15 protein-coding genes are annotated in these 20,671 nt (G+C 45.2%); 7 read left to right on the forward strand and 8 right to left on the reverse strand.

The genetic code is table 11. The features are described from left to right. Positions 1–254: 254 nt before the first annotated feature. Positions 255–2,087 carry a glutamine--fructose-6-phosphate transaminase (isomerizing) gene (gene glmS / locus AK965_RS12400; protein ID WP_099079916.1) on the reverse strand — a complete coding sequence of 611 codons (1,833 nt, stop codon included), beginning with the start codon at positions 2,085–2,087 and terminating at the stop codon, positions 255–257. Positions 2,088–2,190: 103 nt separating this feature from the next. Next, positions 2,191–2,952 (reverse strand): DeoR/GlpR family DNA-binding transcription regulator, encoded by a 762-nt coding sequence (locus AK965_RS12405; RefSeq protein ID WP_099079917.1) that lies wholly within the window; start codon positions 2,950–2,952, stop codon positions 2,191–2,193. A gap of 433 nt (positions 2,953–3,385) precedes the next feature. On the opposite strand from AK965_RS12405, the gene pykF reads away from it, so the two are divergent. Both pykF and AK965_RS12415 read left to right on the forward strand, forming a co-directional pair. After that, on the forward strand, positions 3,386–4,798 hold the full coding sequence (pykF, locus tag AK965_RS12410; protein WP_099079918.1) for a pyruvate kinase PykF: 1,413 nt from the start codon (positions 3,386–3,388) through the stop codon (positions 4,796–4,798). A 147-nt stretch (positions 4,799–4,945) separates the two neighbouring features. After that, positions 4,946–5,617 carry a GntR family transcriptional regulator gene (locus AK965_RS12415; protein ID WP_099079919.1) on the forward strand — a complete coding sequence of 224 codons (672 nt, stop codon included), beginning with the start codon at positions 4,946–4,948 and terminating at the stop codon, positions 5,615–5,617. Between the two features lie 65 nt (positions 5,618–5,682). Here AK965_RS12415 and ilvN read toward each other — a convergent pair whose 3' ends face one another. The 5 genes from ilvN to AK965_RS12440 form a co-directional block, all read right to left on the reverse strand. Next, positions 5,683–6,177 carry an acetolactate synthase small subunit gene (gene ilvN, locus AK965_RS12420; RefSeq protein WP_099079920.1) on the reverse strand — a complete coding sequence of 165 codons (495 nt, stop codon included), beginning with the start codon at positions 6,175–6,177 and terminating at the stop codon, positions 5,683–5,685. A gap of 1 nt (position 6,178) precedes the next feature. Next, complete coding sequence (locus AK965_RS12425) at positions 6,179–7,903, reverse strand: acetolactate synthase 3 large subunit (RefSeq protein WP_099079921.1); 1,725 nt, start codon at positions 7,901–7,903, stop codon at positions 6,179–6,181. A 446-nt stretch (positions 7,904–8,349) separates the two neighbouring features. Beyond that, positions 8,350–10,158 (reverse strand): long-chain fatty acid--CoA ligase, encoded by a 1,809-nt coding sequence (locus tag AK965_RS12430; protein WP_099079922.1) that lies wholly within the window; start codon positions 10,156–10,158, stop codon positions 8,350–8,352. 299 nt (positions 10,159–10,457) lie between these two features. Next, positions 10,458–11,417 carry a LysR family transcriptional regulator CalR gene (gene calR, locus AK965_RS12435; RefSeq protein ID WP_099079923.1) on the reverse strand — a complete coding sequence of 320 codons (960 nt, stop codon included), beginning with the start codon at positions 11,415–11,417 and terminating at the stop codon, positions 10,458–10,460. A 798-nt stretch (positions 11,418–12,215) separates the two neighbouring features. Beyond that, entirely contained in the window at positions 12,216–12,956 is a 741-nt protein-coding gene (locus AK965_RS12440; RefSeq protein ID WP_099079924.1) for an SH3 domain-containing protein, read from the reverse strand. A gap of 899 nt (positions 12,957–13,855) precedes the next feature. Here AK965_RS12440 and leuA point away from each other — a divergent pair. The 5 genes from leuA to AK965_RS12475 all read left to right on the forward strand — a co-directional run bounded on the left by leuA (position 13,856) and on the right by AK965_RS12475 (position 19,602). Further along, positions 13,856–15,403 (forward strand): 2-isopropylmalate synthase, encoded by a 1,548-nt coding sequence (gene leuA, locus AK965_RS12455; protein ID WP_099079927.1) that lies wholly within the window; start codon positions 13,856–13,858, stop codon positions 15,401–15,403. Positions 15,404–15,486: 83 nt separating this feature from the next. Then, entirely contained in the window at positions 15,487–16,578 is a 1,092-nt protein-coding gene (gene leuB / locus AK965_RS12460) for a 3-isopropylmalate dehydrogenase (protein ID WP_099079928.1), read from the forward strand. A 72-nt stretch (positions 16,579–16,650) separates the two neighbouring features. After that, positions 16,651–18,069 (forward strand): 3-isopropylmalate dehydratase large subunit, encoded by a 1,419-nt coding sequence (gene leuC, locus AK965_RS12465; RefSeq protein ID WP_099079929.1) that lies wholly within the window; start codon positions 16,651–16,653, stop codon positions 18,067–18,069. Between the two features lie 12 nt (positions 18,070–18,081). After that, positions 18,082–18,684, forward strand: coding sequence for a 3-isopropylmalate dehydratase small subunit (gene leuD, locus AK965_RS12470; RefSeq protein WP_099079930.1), 603 nt, complete (start codon positions 18,082–18,084; stop codon positions 18,682–18,684). Between the two features lie 135 nt (positions 18,685–18,819). Beyond that, entirely contained in the window at positions 18,820–19,602 is a 783-nt protein-coding gene (locus AK965_RS12475; protein WP_099079931.1) for a DUF547 domain-containing protein, read from the forward strand. A 129-nt stretch (positions 19,603–19,731) separates the two neighbouring features. On the opposite strand, the gene djlA is transcribed toward AK965_RS12475, so the two are convergent. Then, positions 19,732–20,586 carry a co-chaperone DjlA gene (gene djlA, locus AK965_RS12480; protein ID WP_099079932.1) on the reverse strand — a complete coding sequence of 285 codons (855 nt, stop codon included), beginning with the start codon at positions 20,584–20,586 and terminating at the stop codon, positions 19,732–19,734. Between the last annotated feature and the right edge of the window lie 85 nt (positions 20,587–20,671).

A 20,671-nucleotide genomic window follows, 5' to 3' on the forward strand; every position in this document is an offset into this window, starting at 1 on the left:
TGACAATTTCAATTTCAATTATTAAGGATAGAAGGTTAAATACAGATAACAAACACGTTCAACCAATACATGTAATTAAGTGAAGAGACTCTTGTCGGTAGCATGGAAAGGTGGCAGAGAATAATGTCCGGCCATCATAGCGTCTAAAAGAAAAAGGCAGCGCCAACGTCTGCCTTTATTGCTTGACTCAAGTGGGGGGATTGAGTCAACCGATATGCTGCCGTCCCAGTTCGGATTTGGCTTGTCAGGCAGATTTATTCCACCGTTACCGCTTTCGCTAGGTTACGAGGTTGGTCTACGTCGGTACCTTTGATCAGCGCGACATAGTAAGACAGTAACTGCATTGGAATGGTGTAGTAAATCGCAGCTGTGATTTCGCTAACGTGAGGCATGGTAATGATCTTCATGGTTTCATCACCTTCAAAACCTGCGTCAGCATCAGCAAATACGTACAGTAAACCACCACGAGCGCGAACTTCTTCCACGTTCGATTTTAGCTTCTCCAACAGATCATTGCTTGGTGCAACCACAATAACTGGCATATCTGCATCAATCAGTGCGAGAGGGCCGTGTTTTAGCTCTCCTGCGGCGTAGGCTTCTGCGTGGATGTAAGAAATCTCTTTCAGTTTTAGAGATGCTTCCATCGCGATTGGGTAGAACTCACCACGACCGAGAAACAATGTATGGTGCTTGTCCGCAAAATCCGTCGCTAGTTCTTCAATTTCTTTCTCGAAAGATAGCGCCGCATTGATTTGCTTCGGTAGTGCATGTAATGCTTCGACGATCTCTTTTTCTTTCTCCTTACTGATGCGGTTATGTTGCTTACCAAGTGCCGTTACTAGCATCAGCAATGCAGTAAGCTGAGTTGTAAAGGCTTTGGTTGAAGCCACACCGATTTCTACCCCGGCACGGGTCATGAAGGCGAAGTCCGATTCACGCACCAAAGAAGACCCTGCCACGTTACAGATAGTCATTGCCGCCAGGTAGCCTTTCTCTTTCGCTAGGCGAAGTGCTGCCAGTGTATCGGCTGTTTCACCAGATTGAGAAAGCGTGATCAATAGGCTATTTGGGCGCGTCACAAACTTTCGGTAACGGAATTCAGAGGCAATTTCTACGTCACAGCTAACACCTGCAATATCTTCAAACCAGTAACGTGCTGTCATACCAGCGTTGTAAGATGTACCACATGCAACGATCTGTACGTGCTCTACTTTACTCAGGATTTCTGCCGCATTCACGCCAATCGCTTCTGTCACGACTGAATCTGCTGTGATACGCCCTTCCATCGTGTTGATTAATGCCGTTGGTTGTTCGTAGATCTCTTTTTGCATGAAGTGACGGTATTGGCCTTTGTCACCCGCATCATGCTCTGCATTGGATTCCGTGACCTCACGCTCTACACGCTCGCCCGTCGCATCGTAAACCGATACTTCGCGACGAGTAATTTCGGCTACGTCACCTTCTTCTAGGTACATAAAGCGGCGAGTTACGTTCAGTAGCGCAAGCTGATCGGAAGCGAGGAAGTTTTCGCCAACACCGAAGCCGATTACGATTGGGCTGCCAGAGCGAGCCACGACGATACGGGTAGGATCTTTACGATCCAATGCGACCGTACCGTAAGCACCTTCCAGTTGCTTCACCGTTTTTTGCACTGCTTCAAGTAAGGTTTCCGATGTACGAAGCTCCCATTCCACCATATGGGCAATCACTTCTGTATCGGTTTGAGATTCAAACACGTAACCACGTGAACGAAGCAGTTCTCGCAACGCTTCATGATTTTCAATGATGCCATTGTGAACCACTGTGATATCACCAGACATGTGTGGGTGAGCATTAACTTCGGAAGGCTCTCCGTGGGTTGCCCAACGTGTATGTGCGATGCCTGTGCCACCCATCACTTCCGCAGCGTCTACGGCATCGGTTAACTCTTGAACTTTACCTAAACGACGGATACGAGTTAGGTTGGTTTCGCTATCGACAATCGCCACACCCGCAGAGTCATAACCGCGGTATTCCAGACGGCGTAGACCCTCAACCAAAATTTCAGCGACATCTCGTTGTGCCACTGCACCTACGATTCCACACATGTGTTTCTCTCCGTTTGTAGTTTTGTTCTTCCCTGACCATGGTTTAAATAGAGGCAGCAAGCAAAGGCCTGTACTCAAAGGGAAGTGAAATAGGACTCTGTTTTTAGGCGCAAATAACCTTCACGCCATGTTGTTCTATCTGTGTCTTATGCTCTGGTTGTAACTCAGTATCGGTCACCAGAACATCGATTTGGTGCCAAGCAAGTTCGAGATTTGGGATCTTACGCCCCACTTTATCAGACTCAATCATGACGATAACTTCACGTGACACTTCGGCCATCACTTTGCTTAAGCCAAGCAATTCATTAAAAGTGGTTGTGCCTCGATCCAAGTCGATGCCATCCGCACCGATAAACAACTGATCAAAGTCGTAAGCGCGTAATACTGACTCTGCCACTTTTCCTTGGAAGGACTCCGAGTGCGTATCCCAGGTACCGCCAGTCATCAACAGAGTGGGTTCACTCTCTAATTCATTGAGCGCGTTCGCCACATGCAGAGAATTCGTCATCACCACTAGACCACGTTTGTCATTCAATTGCTGGATCAGCGCGGCCGTCGTGCTACCACTGTCGATGACAATTCGGTTATGGTCGCGAATCAGTGCTGCGGCTGCTTTTGCTAGACTTAACTTTCGAATCGAAACATTAGGGCTCATTTCTTCATGAATCACTTCTGTTGGAATGGCGATAGCGCCACCATAACGGCGCAAAAGTTGTCCATTTTTCTCTAAAGACGCTAAGTCCTTTCTAATCGTGACTTCTGAGGTTTCAAACTTTTGTGCTAGTTCATCAACACTGACTTCCCCAAGCTCATTTACCAAGTTAGAAATGGCATGCCTTCTTAATTGAGTGTTTCGTTTCGACATTTACGTTTTACTTAAAAGTTTCGACTTGAAACTTATTATAGTCAAATCGAAATTTTTTAGTCTATTTATTTCGATCCAAAAAATTAATATTTCTCGATGAAACCTTGTTCTAAGACAATTCTTAAACAGTGATATTGGATTCATTCAGTGGTAGAATTCGCCACCGAAAAGAAAAAAAATTACAGAAATGACGGTTATTTTTTTGCAACTTTCTGCATATAAAGCGGTATTAGTCACAAAAAGGTAACCAAAAACGCCGAACTTTTAGTCATAAAATGACTAAACTTGGTGAAAGACTTTCAGAACCTGAAGTTCCAATAATGTGGCGGAAAATCGGTAGATGGCAGGCACTAAATGTCATCAAGTGCGCCCTAACTTCAGAGTAAATAACCGACTTTCAAATTGTAACTATACTTACCGGAGAGTATCTTCCATGAAAAAGACCAAAATCGTATGTACGATTGGCCCTAAAACCGAATCTGTAGAGAAGCTAACTGAACTAGTAAACTCAGGCATGAATGTTATGCGCCTTAACTTCTCTCACGGTGACTACGCAGAGCACGGCACTCGTATCGCGAACTTCCGTGAAGTAATGAAGAACACAGGCAAACAGCTAGCTATCCTTCTAGATACTAAAGGTCCAGAAATCCGTACTATCAAACTAGAAGACGGCAACGACGTTGATCTAGTAGCTGGTCAAGAATTCACTTTCACAACTGATATTTCAGTTGTAGGTAACAAAGACAAAGTTGCAGTAACTTACGCTGGTTTTGCTAACGACCTAAACACAGGTAACACTATCCTAGTAGACGATGGTCTAATCGAGATGGAAGTTATCTCTACAACTGAAACTGAAGTTAAATGTAAAGTACTTAACAACGGTGCTCTAGGCGAAAACAAAGGTGTTAACCTACCAGGCGTTTCTGTAAACCTACCTGCTCTATCTGAAAAAGATAAGAACGACCTTAAATTCGGTTGTGAGCAAGGCGTTGATTTCGTAGCTGCTTCTTTCATCCGTAAAGCATCTGACGTTCAAGAAATCCGCGAAGTACTTGCTGCAAACGGCGGTGAGAACATCCACATCATCTCTAAGATCGAAAACCAAGAAGGTGTTGATAACTTCGACGAGATCCTAGAGCTTTCTGACGGCATCATGGTTGCTCGTGGCGACCTAGGTGTTGAAATCCCAGCTGAAGAAGTAATCTTCGCTCAGAAAATGATGATCGAGAAGTGTAACCGTGCTCGTAAGATGGTTATCACTGCAACTCAAATGCTTGATTCTATGATCAACAACCCACGCCCAACACGTGCGGAAGCTGGCGACGTAGCGAACGCAGTAATGGACGGTACTGACGCGGTAATGCTTTCTGGTGAAACGGCGAAAGGTAAGTACCCTGTAGAAGCAGTAACAATCATGGCTCAAATCGCTAAACGTACAGACTCTGTACTAAAAGCTGAGCTTGGCTCTCGTCTAGATAGCCCACGTCTACGTATCACTGAAGCAGTATGTAAAGGTGCGGTAGACACAGCTGAGAAACTGGCTGCTCCACTAATCGTTGTTGCAACGGAAGGTGGTAAATCTGCACGTTCAGTACGTAAGTACTTCCCAACTGCAAATATCCTAGCACTAACAACTAACACTAAAACGGCTGCACAGCTAGTTCTTACTAAAGGTGTTACACCAGTAGTTGTTGATTCTATCGATAGCACTGACGCATTCTACGTAGCGGGTAAAGAGCTAGCACTAGAATCTGGTCTAGGCAACAAAGGCGATATCGTCGTTATGGTTTCTGGTGCTCTAGTAGCTTCAGGCACAACGAACACGGCGTCTGTACACGTTCTATAAGACTGAATGATTTGATCATTAGTTAAATAAAGAGAGGGCTTCGGCCCTCTTTTTTTTTATATTACCTTGCCCTCATAATCAGTACTATGCATTATAAAATGAGACAGAACTACGTACTGTTTAATTATCGACACGATAAAAAATTCAATGAGGTTGCTTGTGTCTCGTCCCACCCTTACCAACAAAGTATCAAAACTGATCTGTCAGGACATCCTAGCTGGGGAATTCAAACCTGGTCAAAAGCTTGTGGTTGCTGAACTGAAAGAGAAATACAATGTCGGTGCGTCACCAATTCGCGAAGCATTGGTGCAACTTTCTTGGAGTAAGTACGTAAAACTTGAACCGCAAAAAGGCTGCTGGGTTGCTCCAATATGTAAAGAAGAACTAAACGACCTATATGAAAGCCTTCGTGTTGTCTCTTCGGTATTACTTAAAAAGGCCATTTTAGCTGGGAATGAAGCCTGGGAATTAGATGCACTGACGTCATATCACAAACTATCGCATTTGAGCTTTAATGAAACGTTCTGCTGGAAAGAGTGGGAAGAGCGTCACCTTCAGTTCCATATATCTCTACTTGAAGGCACAGATTCAAAGAACATGTTCGAGTTCTTCCGTGATTTAATTAATCAGATCAAGCGCTACCACTACTTCGCCATGGCAACGTTGAAATCAGAAAGTGACGTTCTGTTCAACATTGGGGAACATGAGATGATCATGAAACAGGTACTCGCAAAGAACAGCGAAGAAGCAATAAGCCTGCTTGATAATCACTTACTCAATTCAATGCAGCGCATTGAGACTGCGATCGATATTGCTTAACAAAGTCAAAGATCATAAAGAAGCCACCTCTCAGGGTGGCTTCTCTACAATAACATTTTACTTCACTAAGGCTTTAGAAAGCGCTCTCCACGGGCAATGCCAACCACACCACTTCTCGCCACTTCAACCACATCGGTAACTTCGGAGATTGCTTGAATAAAGGCATCAAGCTTCTCACTCGTCCCTGCTAGTTGGACGGTATACTGAGAAGCGGTCACATCGACAATCTGGCCTCGGAAAATATCGGCAGTGCGTTTGACTTCAGCACGAGCAAAGCCACTCGCTTTGACCTTTACCATCATAAGCTCACGCTCAATATGATCAAATTCCGTCACCTCTTGCACTTTCAACACATCTATCAGCTTATTCAATTGCTTCTGGATCTGCTCTAGCTGCATTTCATCTGAGGTCGTGGTGATATTCAGCCGCGATAACGTTTCATCGTCCGTTGGAGAGACCGTTAGAGACTCGATGTTATAGCCGCGCTGGGAGAATAGGCCAACCACGCGAGACAAAGCACCTGGTTGGTTTTCCATTAACAAAGAAATAATGTGTCTCATATTACGTTCTCTCCGTTTTGCTTAGCCACATCTTATCCATACCCTCGCCTTTGATTTGCATTGGGTATACGTGCTCGGTTTCGTCTACGTTGATGTCAACAAACACCAAGCGATCTTTCATATCTAACGCTTTTTGTAGGCCAGCTTCGAGCTGATCTGGCGTCTCAATACGAATACCGACGTGACCATAAGCTTCTGCAATTGCAGCAAAATCAGGAACAGAACTCATATATGAGTTAGAGTGACGACCTTGGTAAATGATGTCTTGCCACTGTTTTACCATGCCTAAAAATCGGTTGTTCAAGTTGATGATCTTCACTGGAATGTCGTATTGCATTGCCGTCGACAGTTCTTGAATGTTCATCTGGATACTGCCATCACCAGTCACCACCACCACTTCTTCTTCGGGCATGGCAAATTTAACGCCCATACCAGCAGGCAGGCCAAAGCCCATCGTACCTAGACCACCAGAGTTGATCCAACGGCGTGGCTTATTGAATGGATAGTACAACGCGGCAAACATTTGGTGCTGACCAACATCAGACGCCACATAAGCATCACCATTAGTGAGCTTGTGCAATGTTTCGATCACTTGTTGTGGTTTGATGCGCTCAGGTGAGGTTTCGTAAGCTAGGCAATTTCGTTTTTGCCAACCTTGAATGTCCTCCCACCACGCAGCTAGCGCTTGTTCATCGTTACCATCGCCCTGTTCACTCAACAGGCCAACCATGGTCTCCAACACTTTTTCGGCCGAACCAACGATCGGTAAGTCCACTTTCACGTTCTTGGAAATAGATGAAGGATCAATATCGATGTGCATCACTTTAGCGTTCGGACAGTACTTTTCTAAGTTGTTGGTCGTACGATCATCAAAGCGTACGCCAATGCCAAAGATCAGATCCGCTTCATGCATTGCCATATTCGCTTCGTAGGTACCGTGCATGCCAAGCATACCCAACGCGTTATTGTGTGTACCTGGGAAGGCACCTAACCCCATTAAGGTACTGACGACGGGGAGATTCAATTGTTCAGACAACTCTTGAATATGCTCATGCGCACCAGAAATAACCGCACCGCCACCTACGTAAAGTACTGGTTTTTTGGCTTCAAGCAGTGCTTTCAGTGCCTTTTTGATTTGTCCTTTGTGACCGGACGTGGTTGGTTTGTACGAGCGCATTGAGATGCTTTCAGGATACTCGTAAGGAAGCTTGATTTGAGGATTCAATATGTCTTTTGGCAAATCAATCACAACCGGACCTGGTCGGCCAGTGGTCGAAATATAAAAGGCTTTTTTGATTGTCTCAGGAATGTCTTCAGCTTTCTTAACTAAAAAACTGTGCTTTACTACCGGACGAGAGACACCCACGATGTCGCACTCTTGGAAAGCATCATTACCAATTAGGTTGTTTGGCACGTTACCTGATATGACGATCATTGGGATCGAGTCCATATACGCAGTTGCAATACCCGTGATGGTATTGGTCGCACCTGGTCCCGAACATACCAGTACCACACCCGGCTTACCCGTTGCTCGAGCATAACCATCCGCCATGTGAGTCGCGGCTTGTTCATGTCTTACTAATACGTGTTTGATTTGATCAGTCTTGGCATGCAATGCATCGTAAATATCCAGTACAGAACCACCAGGATACCCAAAGATCTGTTCTACATTCTCTTCTATCAGAGATTGCACCACCATCTCTGCCCCTGACAACATTACTGTCATAATTGCTCTCCTTACCAGTCTCCCCACCGTAAGGCCAACGGATCGGTCTGGTTTTACATAGTCTAGGTCTTATTCGTAGCCTAATCGAAATACTTCCACGTTTTCAGCTATGCTCTGTGCTTGTCATAACAAATCACAGGTTAACACAACAAATGTAACGTTTTATTATCATTGGGTCTAACACGATAGAGATCGAATTTTGAACAAGATGCTGCAAAGCAGAATAAAGACAGGGATGCACGCTATAAAGAGAGATGGATTTAGAGCAATACAGATATAAACAAAATAAATAAAGCAGATAATTTTACTAAAATATTTATTTTGAGTGCGTTTACATCAGGAAGGTATGGGAAGAAAAGGAAAAGGCCATTATAAAAAATCCCCAGCCGCACAATATCAGGCAACTGGGGATAATTTCATCAATCAGAAATCTAAGTCAGCGTAAGTTACTTTTTATCTGACTTATCATTGTACATTTCTTCGATTTCGTCTTGGTATTTGTCATTAATGACCTTACGACGCAATTTTTGTGTTGGAGTCAATTCACCATCATCCATCGAGAAAGCTTTCGGTAATAGTTTGAACTTCTTAACTTGTTCAAATTTAGCGAGCTCTTTTTGTAGGTCATTGACGCGCTTTTCAAGCATTTCGACCACTTGATGGTTCTTAATCAATTCTACACGGTCATGGTAAGCAATATTGAGCTCTTTAGCGTACTCTTCTAGAGAGTCAAAACACGGTACGATCAGCGCAGATACGAACTTACGAGTATCTGCAATCACCGCAATTTGCTCAATAAAGTGATCTTTACCAATCGCGCCTTCAACCACTTGTGGCGCAATATATTTGCCGTTAGACGTTTTCATCAGCTCTTTAATACGGTCAGTAATGAAGAGGTTACCATTCTCGTCGATATAACCCGCATCACCCGTTTTCAAGAAGCCATGTTCATCAAATGTCTTCTCCGTTTCTTCTGGCATCTTATAGTAACCGCGCATCACCATTGGGCCACGCACTAAGATCTCGTTGTTCTCACCGATCTTAACTTGAGCCCCCGGCATTGCCATACCGATAGAGCTAGGATCAAAACATTGGTCATCCCAACATGACACCGTTGCTGTGGTTTCTGTCATACCATAGCCAAGCTTCACGTTGATACCAATCGCATGGAAGAAGCGACCAATCGTCTCGTCCAGTTTCGCACCGCCACATGGCATAAAGTTAATACGGCCGCCTAGTAGCGCACGTAACTTGCTCAGAACCAGTTTATCTGCCAATGCGTACGACTTGCGCAATGCTAGCGATGGCTTACGATTTTCTTGATGACACGCAGCCATCTTCGCGCCCATGTTCACCGCCCAAGTGAACATAATCTTACGATGGAATGGTGCTCGTGATACTTTTTCATGAATCGCTGAGAAGATCTTCTCGTAGAAACGAGGCACCGCACTCATGACAGTTGGACGCACTTCGCTCAATGCATCACGCACTTGCATGGTATCTTGTAGGTAGCAATTTGTGCCGCCCTTGTAGAGTACGTAGAAAGTCCACGCACGCTCAAATACGTGTGATAGCGGTAAGAAACACAGCGACACATCATCTTCAGTCAGGCTCAAACGTTGGTCATGCCCTTCCAGTTGCGCTGAGATGTTAGCGTAATCTAGCATCACACCTTTCGGTTGGCCTGTTGTGCCAGAGGTGTAGATAAGCGTCAGTAAGTCTTCTTCTCGAGCTTGGTCTAAGCGAGTTTCTAGCTCCGCTTGCTGGCTTTCATCGCCTTGAGTGATGAAGTCATTCCAAGTCATAGCAAAACTATGCTCACCAAGTTCAATGTCGTCAGACATCGCGACAATTAACTCAAGCTGCTTACACTCTTCGAAGATGCTGACGGCGGCATCAAATTGTGGCTGCTCACCAACGAACAGCACTTTTACATCAGCGTTATCGATAATGTATGCAGACTGTGCCGCCGTATTAGTTGGGTAAATAGGTACTGTTACACCGCGCAATTGCAGCGCAGCGAAATCAGCGATGGTCCATTGTGGCATGTTGTTTGAGAAAATGCCGACCTTATCTTGGACTCCCAATCCCTGAGCCAAAAGTGCAAGCGATAAAGCATCCACTTGCTGACCAAATTGCTCCCAAGTAATACCTTCCCATGTGTCACCCACTTTATGTTTGAGTGCAACTCGAGTACTACCTTTCGCAATTTGTTCACGAATACGTTTAACAATATGAAAATCTAACTTGGCCATTTCTTTACATTACCTTTTGGCTTACAGTTGTAAGCTAATTGAGCGCACAAGTGTAACCTCGGAGCTTAAAAACGCAACTGACCATTATCAAACTTATTATTATTAAGAGACGACTATCACTAATAAGAGTTTAGCACGCCCTAAACGGCCGAAAATTTGAACAACTTAAGCTGCTGTTTCGCATACTAATTAGACAAAATAAAAAGACCCCTAAAGACTGGCATCTCTCGGGGCCAAGGAATTGTAAAAATTGATGATTACAAATCCAATCTGACCAGTTGTTCAGACGATGATAAAACTTATTTCAATGCGACGACTTCACCACACGTGATCATGAGTAGATCACGAAGCCAGATATGACCTTTGTCTTTCTCACTCGATTCATGCCAGCTTAGGTAGCCACTGATTTCTTTGTTTTCAAATGGGAAGTCTAAGATTTGGAGTTGGTCGCTGTTAATTGTATTTTCTGCCATCCAACGAGGTGCAATGGTCACCAGCTCAGACTGGCTTACGACGTAAAGTAGATTACTTAGGCTTGAACCTTCATACGCAGCTTGGCAATCCAACTCACGGTACGCTTGCTCTGAAAAGCTACGCTGGCCGTGTACGCGTGATAGTTTCGCGTGCTTCTCATTAATTAACTGCTCTGCAGATACCCCTGCTTGAATGCGAGAATGGGTTTTAGAAGCAATCACAACCAATTCATCTTTAAAGATTTCTGTACTGGAGAAACCTTGATCATCAAAGCGGGCATAATCGATAACGAAGTCGATTTCTTGATAGCGCATACGCTCAGACAAAAGACGGTCAAATTCCGCGTCTAAGTGAAGTTGAACGTTTGGTGCTTGCTCATGGACGTTCTCCATGATCTTTGGTGCGAAGCGCATATCACATGGGCTACAAATCGCCAGTTTAAATAGACGAGTTGATGATTCTGCTTGGAATACTGAACTTGGCAGCTCATTGCGGATCAATTGCAGCGCTTGACGAACCGGACCAAACAATTGGCGCGCTCGTTGAGTGGGTTGGATACCACGCCCCTGACGCATGAATAGCTCATCATTGAACATGACCTTTAGACGCGCAACCGCGTTACTTACTGCAGGTTGTGACATGCCGAGGTTGTGTGCTGCACGAGTGATATTTTGTTCTTGCATCACAGCATCAAATACGGTCAGTAAGTTTAAATCAACACCACGCAATGTGCTTTCCATACGGTAGCTAGCAATTGCGCTCATCGCGTCTTTTTTTTCTAACATGGAGTGCGCCTCTTTTGTAATCATCAATTTGGTTCAATGAGTTCATAACGAATAGAACGTTTTCTCACGCCAATTACGGCCGCGAGAATTCACTCATTAGTGAGAAATAGAAAACCCAATTTTCATTATATTTATATTTCGGATACTTCCGACTTGAACCGTACTATCAACGAATCAGTCAAGGTTTCGCAACTAGATTGAGATTTAATCACTAAATTTTAGCAAGTTAGGTATTTAATTAACTAAAATCAAACCCTTAGTAAAAACATAAAAAACTATAAAACGTCATTTTAGGCATTTCTGATAATACATTTAGCATACCAATGAGTTGCATTAACCCTCCGCCAACCCATTCATTAGAGCTATCATTCCAAACCAAAACCAAGGGTCACGATGAATAACTCAGACTCAATTTGGCCATATTAGAATATCTGACACGCTCAGCCTTACTCTTCTTAAGCCAAAATATATCAGCGAGCATCACTACTATTTTGCGGATATTAGCAGTGTCATTGCCTTTATCGCTCACATTTACTCAAGTCACCTCGAGATGCTTGATTTAACCAGATTGACTTGGTTTGCTAGCGAAGCAACGATTTGAAGAACCCGTGGTGCTGAATTAAAAATCATTCACGAAGTATGCGAGCCAAAGCAACGGCATAACGGTAACGTGGTGAATGGATAACGGGATACCATCAAGAATAATGAGTGAAAGAATATGGAGGATATGAGTTAAGCAAAGGTAGAAATTGCCCCGTTGACATGATGCATCAGGGGCAAAGGGGGGAAGCCATAATGCTAAGGTTGATTCGTACCTATCATCGGAACATCGATATACCAGATTTTTCTCTGCTTGCGGCAGGCTCTAAACGAAGCCGTGGCAATATCATCATCTTTGGTTAATTCATAACTTAAATCACGACATGTATAGCGACCGAAAATTTCATTCACCGTTTGGGTGTCCATGCTTTTCGCACTACTGGCCAATAATGGGTTAGGCTTAATCGAAAGAATATCTCGGTTGACGACATGGCTACGTACGTATTCTTCATGAACATAACCTTTAATCGCCCCATTTTGCTCTGCCAATAACCAAGGTTCACCTTCAACCTTCGCAATAACATTAAACGCTTCATCTTTGCTCAGGGTTCCAAGCACTTGTGCTGTTAAACTTGGCTTGGCAAGAAAATTAAGCGTTGTTTTTGAGCGGTAAGTGACATCCATAAACTCAAATGAATGAGAGATATCGACACCAACGTCCACAAGGCTAGTGATTTCCGCACTTCTCCATTGTTTGGGTTTGACACGAATCTTCCACCAAGAAAAGGTCTCAGGATCTTTACCTTTAAACTTAGTGCGACTGTCTGATTCCAACGCGACCATAACTTGGCTCAAGAATAACTCCCTGCCATCTTGGTTCAAGTAGCGATCCATTTGCTGATCGATCAACTGCACACTTTGTACGTGATTCTTCGCAGCCATCGGAGTGACTGCATCCACTTGAGAATGAGGAACTAAAAGTTGGCACCCCGACAACATCAAACACGCCAAATACACGGCTGAATGAATATATCCTCTTTTCAACACATGACTCCTTTCACGGTTTCACAGATCAGTCACCACACTATATCTACCAATGCCACAGAAGTGAGCAACTTTTCACCACTTTTGCGATAAAGAGCAAATCCTGATAAGACCTCTCCTCAAAAAAGCGGCAACCTAAATTTGGTCGCCGCTTTAAGTGGGTCAAAGTGCAAGCATACTCCTCCGGATATGACAGAGATAAGTCATCCCTTTGCCAATCTTCAAAGTCCCAGCGTTGATCCAAACGTTGACGCCAAATCAATCCTTTATTGTCGTAGCTATCTAGCTGCCTTCGCCACTCATCCATCTCTGGAAGTGGATGGCCATTAATAGACATTCAATAAGCGAATAACTCGATCTCCATCGAAAAGAAAAGCAAAAGTTAACCAATTGAAAAAGTTACAAATAGTAAATTTATGATAACACTTAAAATTAGCGATATTTGCCTCGCATTACTACAGCAACGCCATGCAAACAGTCCCACTTTTGACACAATCATTACCCACAATATGAAACCATAACCAACAGCCCCCAAATACAAAGCACTGCCCAAAAACGCATCGACTCATCGGATATGAACAAAAAATCGACTTTAGGGTTGACGTACCCCATTGAGTGCGGTACTAATTTGTTAACTTAATATTGTGGAATGCTTAACAACTATGTCAGCACATTTTTCTATCCTGCTTAACCTCCTCCTGATCGTGACCAATTCGCGCGGGTAGGTTGTGGAAGAGAAATAACCACACCAAGTTCTTAGAAACCCGCATGCAAATGCGGGTTTTTTTATATCTAAATACCGGAAGTAAACGATTAACCTGCACAAAAATGCAGAAATCATGAAGGAAGCAAACATGAACGATCAGGTCATTATATTCGACACCACACTGCGTGATGGCGAACAAGCGTTGTCAGCAAGCTTAACGGTTAAAGAAAAACTGCAGATTGCCTATGCGCTTGAAAGGCTCGGCGTTGATGTTATCGAAGCGGGCTTCCCAGTCTCTTCTCCAGGAGATTTCGAATCGGTACAAACCATTGCAAGGCACATCAAGAACAGTCGAGTCTGCGCACTTTCTCGTGCCGTTGCAAAAGACATCGATGCCGCTGCGCAAGCACTAAAAGTGGCTGACGCGTTCCGGATTCACACTTTCATCTCGACTTCAACCGTTCACGTTCAAGACAAGCTACGCCGCAGCTACGACGATGTGGTAGAAATGGGCGTGAAAGCCGTAAAACACGCACGTAACTATACCGATGACGTGGAGTTTTCTTGTGAAGACGCAGGTCGCACCCCAATCGACAACCTATGTCGCATGGTCGAAGCGGCTATCGACGCAGGCGCAAGCACCATCAACATTCCTGATACCGTTGGCTACACCGTACCGAGTGAGTTTGGCGGCATCATTCAAACGCTATTTAATCGCGTCCCAAATATCGACAAAGCCATCATCTCGGTTCACTGTCACGATGATTTAGGTATGTCTGTTGCCAATTCTATCGCCGCTGTACAAGCAGGTGCACGTCAGGTAGAAGGCACCATCAACGGCATTGGTGAGCGTGCAGGCAACTGCTCTCTGGAAGAGATCGCGATGATCATCAAAACGCGTCAAGAGTTCTTAGGCGTTCATACTGGAATCAAGCACGATGAAATTCACCGTACCAGTAAGCTAGTGAGCCAACTATGTAACATGCCAATCCAAAGCAACAAAGCGATCGTGGGTGCGAACGCATTCAGCCACTCTTCGGGCATCCACCAAGATGGCATGCTAAAGAACAAGAACACCTACGAAATCATGACACCAGAGTCGATAGGCCTTAAAAACCAAGCACTTAACCTAACCAGCCGCAGTGGCCGTGCCGCCGTGAAGAGCCATATGGATACGATGGGCTACAAAGAGGAAGAGTACAACCTAGACGCATTGTACGAAGACTTTTTGAAACTAGCAGACCGCAAAGGCCAAGTGTTCGATTACGACCTAGAAGCACTGATGCACTTCTCCAATTTGCGCGAGGAGGACGATTTCTACAAATTGAGTTACCTGAGCGTGCAATCTGGCAGCGTAATGGCAACCACCAGCATCAAGATACAATGCGGCGATGAAGAAATGTGTGAAGCCGCCGTCGGTAATGGTCCAGTTGATGCGTTATACCAATGTATTTACCGCGTGACAGGTTATGACATCGTGCTAGACAAATTTGACCTAACCGCAAAAGGTGAAGGTGAAGATGGTCTTGGTCAAGCAGACATCATCGCCAACTACAAAGGGCGTAAATACCACGGAACCGGCGTGTCCACTGACATCGTAGAAGCATCGGGCCAAGCATTGCTGCACGTCATCAATAGCATTCACCGTGCAGACAAGATTGAAGAAATGAAACAAAAGAAATTTGCCACCGTTTAATCGACGCTTGGGCCCCGCAGCTCAATGCCCACCTATTTCGCTTTCAAAAAGCCAAGTAAGCTAATAAAAATTAAAGGATTAACATGACAGACAAATCATACAAAATTGCCGTTTTACCAGGCGACGGCATCGGCCCAGAAGTGATGGCGCAAGCACATAAAGTGTTGGATGCAATCGAAAAGAAACACGGCATTGCCTTTGAGCGTGACGAGCATGATGTAGGTGGTATCGCGATCGATAATCACGGCTGTCCACTTCCAGAAAGTACAGTGAAAGCGTGTGAAGAGTCTGATGCAGTCCTATTCGGTTCAGTTGGCGGTCCTAAGTGGGAACACTTGCCACCAAATGACCAACCTGAACGTGGCGCCCTACTGCCACTACGTAAACACTTCCAACTGTTCTGTAACCTACGCCCAGCACAAATTCACTCAGGCCTTGAAGCCTTCTCACCACTACGTGCAGACATCTCAGATCGCGGCTTTGACATCGTGGTAGTTCGTGAGTTAACAGGTGGCATCTACTTCGGTCAACCAAAAGGCCGCGAAGGTGAAGGTCCAACAGAGAAAGCCTTCGATACTGAGGTTTACCACCGCTTTGAGATCGAACGTATTGCAAAAATTGCCTTTGAGTCTGCGCGTCTACGTCGCAAGAAAGTTTGCTCAATCGACAAAGCGAACGTCCTACAAAGCTCTATCCTATGGCGTGAAGTGGTCGAAGAAATCGCAAAAGACTACCCAGATGTAGAGCTATCACACATGTACATTGATAACGCAACCATGCAGCTAATCAAAGACCCGGCACAGTTTGACGTAATGCTGTGTTCAAACATCTTCGGTGACATCATCTCTGATGAGTGTGCCATGATCACCGGTTCCATGGGCATGCTACCGTCTGCGAGTCTTAACGAAAGCAAGTTCGGCCTATACGAACCTGCTGGTGGCAGCGCACCAGACATCGCTGGTAAAAACATGGCAAACCCAGTGGCGCAAATTCTCTCGGCCGCGCTAATGCTGCGTTACAGCCTAGGGGAAGAGGCGGCGGCGCAAGATATTGAAACTGCGGTATCAAAAGCCCTGTCAGCAGGCCAATTAACCGGTGATCTTGCCGGAAACAATCCTGCACTTTCGACCTCAGAGATGGGTGACAAGATCGCAGAGTACATCTTGAACTCTTAATACAGACCAAATTCATAATAATTACTTGCTCCTGATGAGCCATTATCGGGAGCCTCACACAGGATTGTGACAATGGGCAAAACACTATACGAAAAAGTCTACGACGCACATGTTGCCGTCGCAGCTGAAGGGGAAACCCCTATCTTGTACATCGACCGCCACTTAGTGCACGAAGTGACGTCTCCACAGGCGTTTGATGGTTTGCGCGAAAAAGGTCGTAAAGTTCGCCAAGTGAGCAAAACCTTCGCCACGATGGACCACAACGTATCGACGACCACGAAAGACATCAATGCCTCTGGTGAGATGGCGCGCATCCAAATGGAAACGCTATCGAAAAACTGTGAAGAATTCGGCATCACCTTGTACGACATCAACCACAAATATCAAGGCATCGTGCACGTAATGGGCCCTGAACTTGGCATTACCCTACCGGGCATGACCATTGTTTGTGGCGACTCGCATACCGCAACTCACGGCGCGTTTGGCTCGCTAGCCTTTGGTATCGGCACTTCAGAAGTGGAGCACGTATTGGCAACTCAAACGCTAAAACAAGCGCGCGCTAAGACGATGAAGATCGAAGTGAAAGGCAAAGTGGCTCCAGGCATCACCGCTAAAGATATCGTGCTAGCGATCATCGGTAAAACCACAGCTGCTGGCGGTACAGGCTACGTGGTTGAATTCTGCGGTGAAGCGATCACTGACCTTTCAATGGAAGGCCGCATGACCGTATGTAACATGGCGATTGAGCTAGGTGCTAAAGCTGGTTTGATTGCGCCAGATGACACCACATTCGAATACATTAAAGGCCGCAAATTCTCACCTCAAGGTGCCGACTTTAATGCCGCAGTCGAATACTGGAAGACACTAAAAACTGACGATAATGCTCAATTTGATGCGGTAGTTACCCTAAATGCAGCAGATATCAAGCCACAAGTGACTTGGGGCACCAACCCTGGCCAAGTTATCGCTGTAGACCAAGCCATCCCAGCACCAGAAAGCTTCACCGACCCAGTAGAGAAAGCCTCGGCAGAGAAAGCACTGGCTTACATGGGCCTAGAAGCTGGCAAGGCACTGTCTGATTACAATGTCGATAAAGTCTTCGTTGGCTCTTGTACCAACTCACGTATCGAAGACATGCGCGCAGCCGCTGAAGTAGCGAAAGGTCGCAAAGTAGCGTCTCACGTTCAAGCGCTTATCGTTCCTGGTTCTGAGCAAGTAAAAGCGCAAGCGGAAGCAGAAGGCCTAGATATAATCTTTAAAGAAGCGGGCTTTGAGTGGCGCCTACCTGGCTGTTCAATGTGTTTAGCAATGAACAACGACCGTTTGGGTCCCCATGAGCGCTGCGCATCCACATCAAACCGTAACTTTGAAGGTCGCCAAGGCCGTGATGGTCGAACCCACTTGGTTAGCCCTGCAATGGCAGCGGCAGCAGCAATTGCTGGTCACTTTGTTGATATTCGTGAATTAACTTTTTTTGATAAACAGGACTAGAGGAGAACCATCATGTCAGGTTTTAAGCAACACACTGGGTTGGTTGTACCTCTAGATGCCGCCAACGTCGATACTGATGCCATCATTCCAAAACAATTTCTACAAAAGGTTTCACGCCTTGGATTTGGAAAACACTTGTTCCATGACTGGCGTTTCCTCGATGACGCTGGTGAGCAACCAAACCCAGAATTCGTGATGAATGCACCACGCTACCAAGGCGCATCTATCTTGCTCGCACGTGAAAACTTTGGCTGCGGATCATCACGTGAACACGCACCTTGGGCCCTAGCGGACTACGGCATCAAAGCAATGATCGCCCCTAGTTTTGCTGATATTTTCTATGGCAACTCGATCAACAACCAAATGGTGCCTGTGCGTCTAACCGAGCAAGAAGTGGATGAGATTTTCCAATTTGTTGAAGCCAACATCGGTGCAGAAATTGAAGTAGATTTAGATGCACTAAAAGTCCGAGCCGACGGCAAAGAGTATAACTTCGAAATCGATGAGTTCCGTCGTCACTGCTTACTTAATGGCTTAGACAACATTGGTCTTACCCTACAGCATGAAGATAAGATTGCCGAGTACGAGGCGAAAATCCCAAGCTTTCTGCGCTAACTCACATCTCAATCGACACAAACTAAAAGGTTGGCGCTTGCCAGCCTTTTTTCTCTTATTTTCATAGCCTCACGAAAGAACTCTGTCCGTATACAGGTCTACACTATCAACAAGGTTTAACCCAAAGGACTCCCTATGACACGTCTGTTGTTACTAATGTGTGCTCTCGTTTCTTTCTCGACATTTTCCGCGCCAAAATCGGATTTGTGGCCGTATTGGCAGCAATCGAATCAAGCGAACCAAGCCCAGATTTCTCATCAAGAGTGGCAGCAATTACTCGATACTTATTTAGTTAAGCAAGGCGAGAACACTTTGTTTCGCTACAGCAAAGTCTCTTCCGCTGACAAAGCTAAGTTAAAGCATTACATCCAGCGCTTAGCAAATCTCAATCCTTTACAATACAACCAAGCAGAGCAATACGCGTATTGGGTAAATCTCTACAATGCCATCACGGTACAGCTAATTCTAGACAACTACCCAGTCAAATCGATTACTAAGCTTGGTGGGCTATTTAGCTTTGGACCTTGGGGGGATGATGTCGTGGTGATTAACGGCAAAGTTCTGACTTTGAACGACATTGAGCATCGCATTTTGCGGCCAATTTGGAATGATTCAAGAACCCACTACGCCGTGAACTGCGCAAGTTTAGGCTGCCCAAATCTGCAAACACAAGCATTTACCGCAGACAACACACAAGCGCTACTCAATAGCGCAGCAAAAGCATTTATCAACAGCAGAAAAGGCGTCTCTGTTCAAGGTAACACCGCCCAACTGTCTTCACTTTATGATTGGTTTGCCGATGATTTTGGAGGTAAAAAACAAGTATTCCGCCATATCGTTCAGTATGCACCACAGTACAAAAGCTTCTCTGGGAAAGTGGAATACGAATACAATTGGGACTTAAACGAAGCCGACTGAACGGCTCGCTTGAGTTCAACGAGCTTTTGGACCGCCATAACCTAAAACCTAAAGACACTAGCAAGCCAGAAACTAAAAAGGGCACTGAGTGCCCTTTTTAGAATCCAATATTTGATAGAAAACGTCCGGCTACTTAAAGCCTTTGACTTTCTTAATTAAATCGTAAGCATTTTGAATTTCTTGCGATTTTTCTTTCGCAACGTTCATCATCTCTGGCGGCAAACCTTTGGCCATCAACTTATCTGGGTGATGCTCGTTCATCAACTTACGGTAAGCGCGCTTCACCGTCTTGCTGTCCGCATCCGAAGCCACATCCAAAATCTCATAGGCATCTGCCAACTTCTCAGCCTGGGAGGCTTGTTGCCAATCCGATGACTGGTACTGACCTTGATGCTGTCCATGAAAGCCGCCCTGGCTTTGGAAACGAAATGCCGCCTCTTGCATATGCAGACGACGCTCAAGCTGTTCAGAAGAGAACCCTAACCCGCGCGCGATCTTGTGCAGCACATTGCGTTCACTTGGGTGTATTTCACCATCAGCAAACGCAGCCGAGATCTGTAACTCAAGGAAGAATTGCAGCAGATCAAAACGGCCAGAAGAGGAGATCTTCACCCGAACCAACACATCCTCAAGTGGAAAGTCGCTCTCTTTACCTTCACGAAACGCCTCTTGCGCCGCTCGGCGTTGTTCACCATGCAAACTCATGCGATCCATCATCGCAGAAGCCAGCTGAATCTCTTCTTTTGTCACTTGCCCCTTGGCTTTAGCAAGATGCCCCATAACGGCAAAAGCCGCTTTAAAAAACTCTTCTTGTCGCTGCGCCTGGCTTGGGCTTTTACCAAACCCTCCCGTCGAAAATCCCGCTTTGCTCAGTCGACGTGCTTTATCAAATTGGTGACCAATGAATAAACCAAGCAATAAACCAAACGGGCCACCAAGCAATAAGCCAAAGAAGGCACCCAATATTTTGCCAAAAATATGCATTATGTGTTCTCTATCAATGAATTTTTATCGACGACAGCGGTCTTATAGTGCCGGACGCAGCGATTTCCTTTATGATAATGGAATT

Source organism: Vibrio sp. PID17_43 (assembly GCF_002608565.1).
Taxonomy (GTDB): domain Bacteria; phylum Pseudomonadota; class Gammaproteobacteria; order Enterobacterales; family Vibrionaceae; genus Vibrio.